At 54.3% G+C, this 2,500-nt stretch carries 2 rRNA genes (both running past the window's edge); both read right to left on the reverse strand.

Annotated elements, in window-relative coordinates:
* Nucleotides 1-7: ribosomal RNA gene (gene rrf / locus HUT07_RS17890) — 5S ribosomal RNA — on the reverse strand; it reaches 108 nt to the left of the window's first position.
* A 169-nt stretch (nt 8-176) separates the two neighbouring features.
* Nucleotides 177-2,500: ribosomal RNA gene (locus tag HUT07_RS17895) — 23S ribosomal RNA — on the reverse strand; it runs 557 nt beyond the window's last position.

Consider the following 2,500-nt stretch of genomic DNA (forward strand, 5'->3'; position numbering starts at 1 on the left):
CACCAGGGAGGCGGTTGGAGTGTCGCTTGGACGCCGTGTCTTTGCAGGGGGCGGGCACGGTGATGCCTGCGATGCAAAGAGACGCGCCTGAGCGCCTGCCTCTCGTTTGGTCTTGTGACGTAGCGTGCACCTGGATCTATCGACATGTCATGTCGGCCAAGGCAACTTGAGGTTATATGGTCAAGCCTCTCGGATCATTAGTATCAGTTAGCTCAATACATTGCTGTACTTACACACCTGACCTATCAACCACGTAGTCTACATGGTTCCTTCAGGGGGCTTGTGCCCCGGGAGATCTCATCTTGAGGCGCGCTTCCCGCTTAGATGCTTTCAGCGGTTATCGCTTCCGAACATAGCTACCCGGCAATGCCACTGGCGTGACAACCGGAACACCAGAGGTTCGTCCACTCCGGTCCTCTCGTACTAGGAGCAGCCCCTCTCAAATCTCCAACGCCCATGGCAGATAGGGACCGAACTGTCTCACGACGTTCTGAACCCAGCTCGCGTACCACTTTAAATGGCGAACAGCCATACCCTTGGGACCGACTACAGCCCCAGGATGTGATGAGCCGACATCGAGGTGCCAAACACCGCCGTCGATATGAACTCTTGGGCGGTATCAGCCTGTTATCCCCGGAGTACCTTTTATCCGTTGAGCGATGGCCCTTCCATACAGAACCACCGGATCACTAAGTCCTAGTTTCCTACCTGCTTGATCCGTCGATCTTGCAGTCAAGCACGCTTATGCCTTTGCACACAGTGCGCGATGTCCGACCGCGCTGAGCGTACCTTCGAGCTCCTCCGTTACTCTTTAGGAGGAGACCGCCCCAGTCAAACTACCCACCATACACGGTCCCCGACCCAGATAATGGGCCCAGGTTAGAACGTCAAGCACGACAGGGTGGTATTTCAAGGATGGCTCCACCACAGCTAGCGCCATGGTTTCATAGCCTCCCACCTATCCTACACAGACGAACTCAACGTTCAGTGTAAAGCTATAGTAAAGGTTCACGGGGTCTTTCCGTCTTGCCACGGGAACGCTGCATCTTCACAGCGATTTCAATTTCACTGAGTCTCGGGTGGAGACAGCGCCGCTGTCGTTACGCCATTCGTGCAGGTCGGAACTTACCCGACAAGGAATTTCGCTACCTTAGGACCGTTATAGTTACGGCCGCCGTTTACTGGGGCTTCGATCAAGAGCTTCGCCTTGCGGCTGACCCCATCAATTAACCTTCCAGCACCGGGCAGGCGTCACACCCTATACGTCCACTTTCGTGTTTGCAGAGTGCTGTGTTTTTGATAAACAGTCGCAGCGGCCTGGTTACTGCGACCCTCTTCAGCTATAGCTCGCACGAGCCACCAAAAAGGGTGCACCTTCTCCCGAAGTTACGGTGCCATGTTGCCTAGTTCCTTCACCCGAGTTCTCTCAAGCGCCTGAGAATTCTCATCCTACCCACCTGTGTCGGTTTACGGTACGGTCTGCGTAAGCTGAAGCTTAGGAGCTTTTCCTGGAAGCGTGGTATCAGCAACTTCGCCATAAAGGCTCGTCTCGGTGCTCGGTCTTGAAGGATCCCGGATTTGCCAAAGATCCAAACCTACCGCCTTTCCCCGGGACAACCAACGCCCGGTATGCCTAACCTTCTCCGTCCCTCCATCGCACTTACGCGAGGTGCAGGAATATTAACCTGCTTCCCATCGACTACGACTTTCGTCCTCGCCTTAGGGGCCGACTCACCCTGCGCCGATTAACGTTGCGCAAGGAAACCTTGGGCTTTCGGCGTGCGGGTTTTTCACCCGCATTATCGTTACTCATGTCAGCATTCGCACTTCCGATACCTCCAGCAGACTTCTCAATCCACCTTCAACGGCTTACGGAACGCTCCTCTACCGCGTACATATAAATATGCACACCCCAAGCTTCGGTTCTGTGCTTAGCCCCGTTAAATCTTCCCCGCAGACCGACTCGACCAGTGAGCTATTACGCTTTCTTTAAAGGGTGGCTGCTTCTAAGCCAACCTCCTGGCTGTCTGTGCCTTTCCACATGGTTTTCCACTTAGCACAAAATTTGGGACCTTAGCTGTGGGTCTGGGTTGTTTCCCTTTTCACGACGGACGTTAGCACCCGCCGTGTGTCTCCCATACAGTCCGTCTCGGTATTCGGAGTTTGCAATGGTTTGGTAAGTCGCGATGACCCCCTAGCCATAACAGTGCTCTACCCCCGAGAGGATACATATGAGGCGCTACCTAAATAGCTTTCGAGGAGAACCAGCTATCTCCGGGTTCGATTAGCTTTTCACTCCTAATCACAGCTCATCCCCGTCTTTTGCAACAGACGTGGGTTCGGGCCTCCAGTACCTGTTACGGCACCTTCACCCTGGCCATGACTAGATCACCCGGTTTCGGGTCTACTGCCCGCGACTATGCGCCCTTATCAGACTCGGTTTCCCTTCGCCTCCCCTATACGGTTAAGCTTGCCACGAACAGTAAGTCGCTGACCCATT

The sequence above is a fragment of the Stenotrophomonas sp. NA06056 genome (genome assembly GCF_013364355.1).
GTDB lineage: Bacteria > Pseudomonadota > Gammaproteobacteria > Xanthomonadales > Xanthomonadaceae > Stenotrophomonas.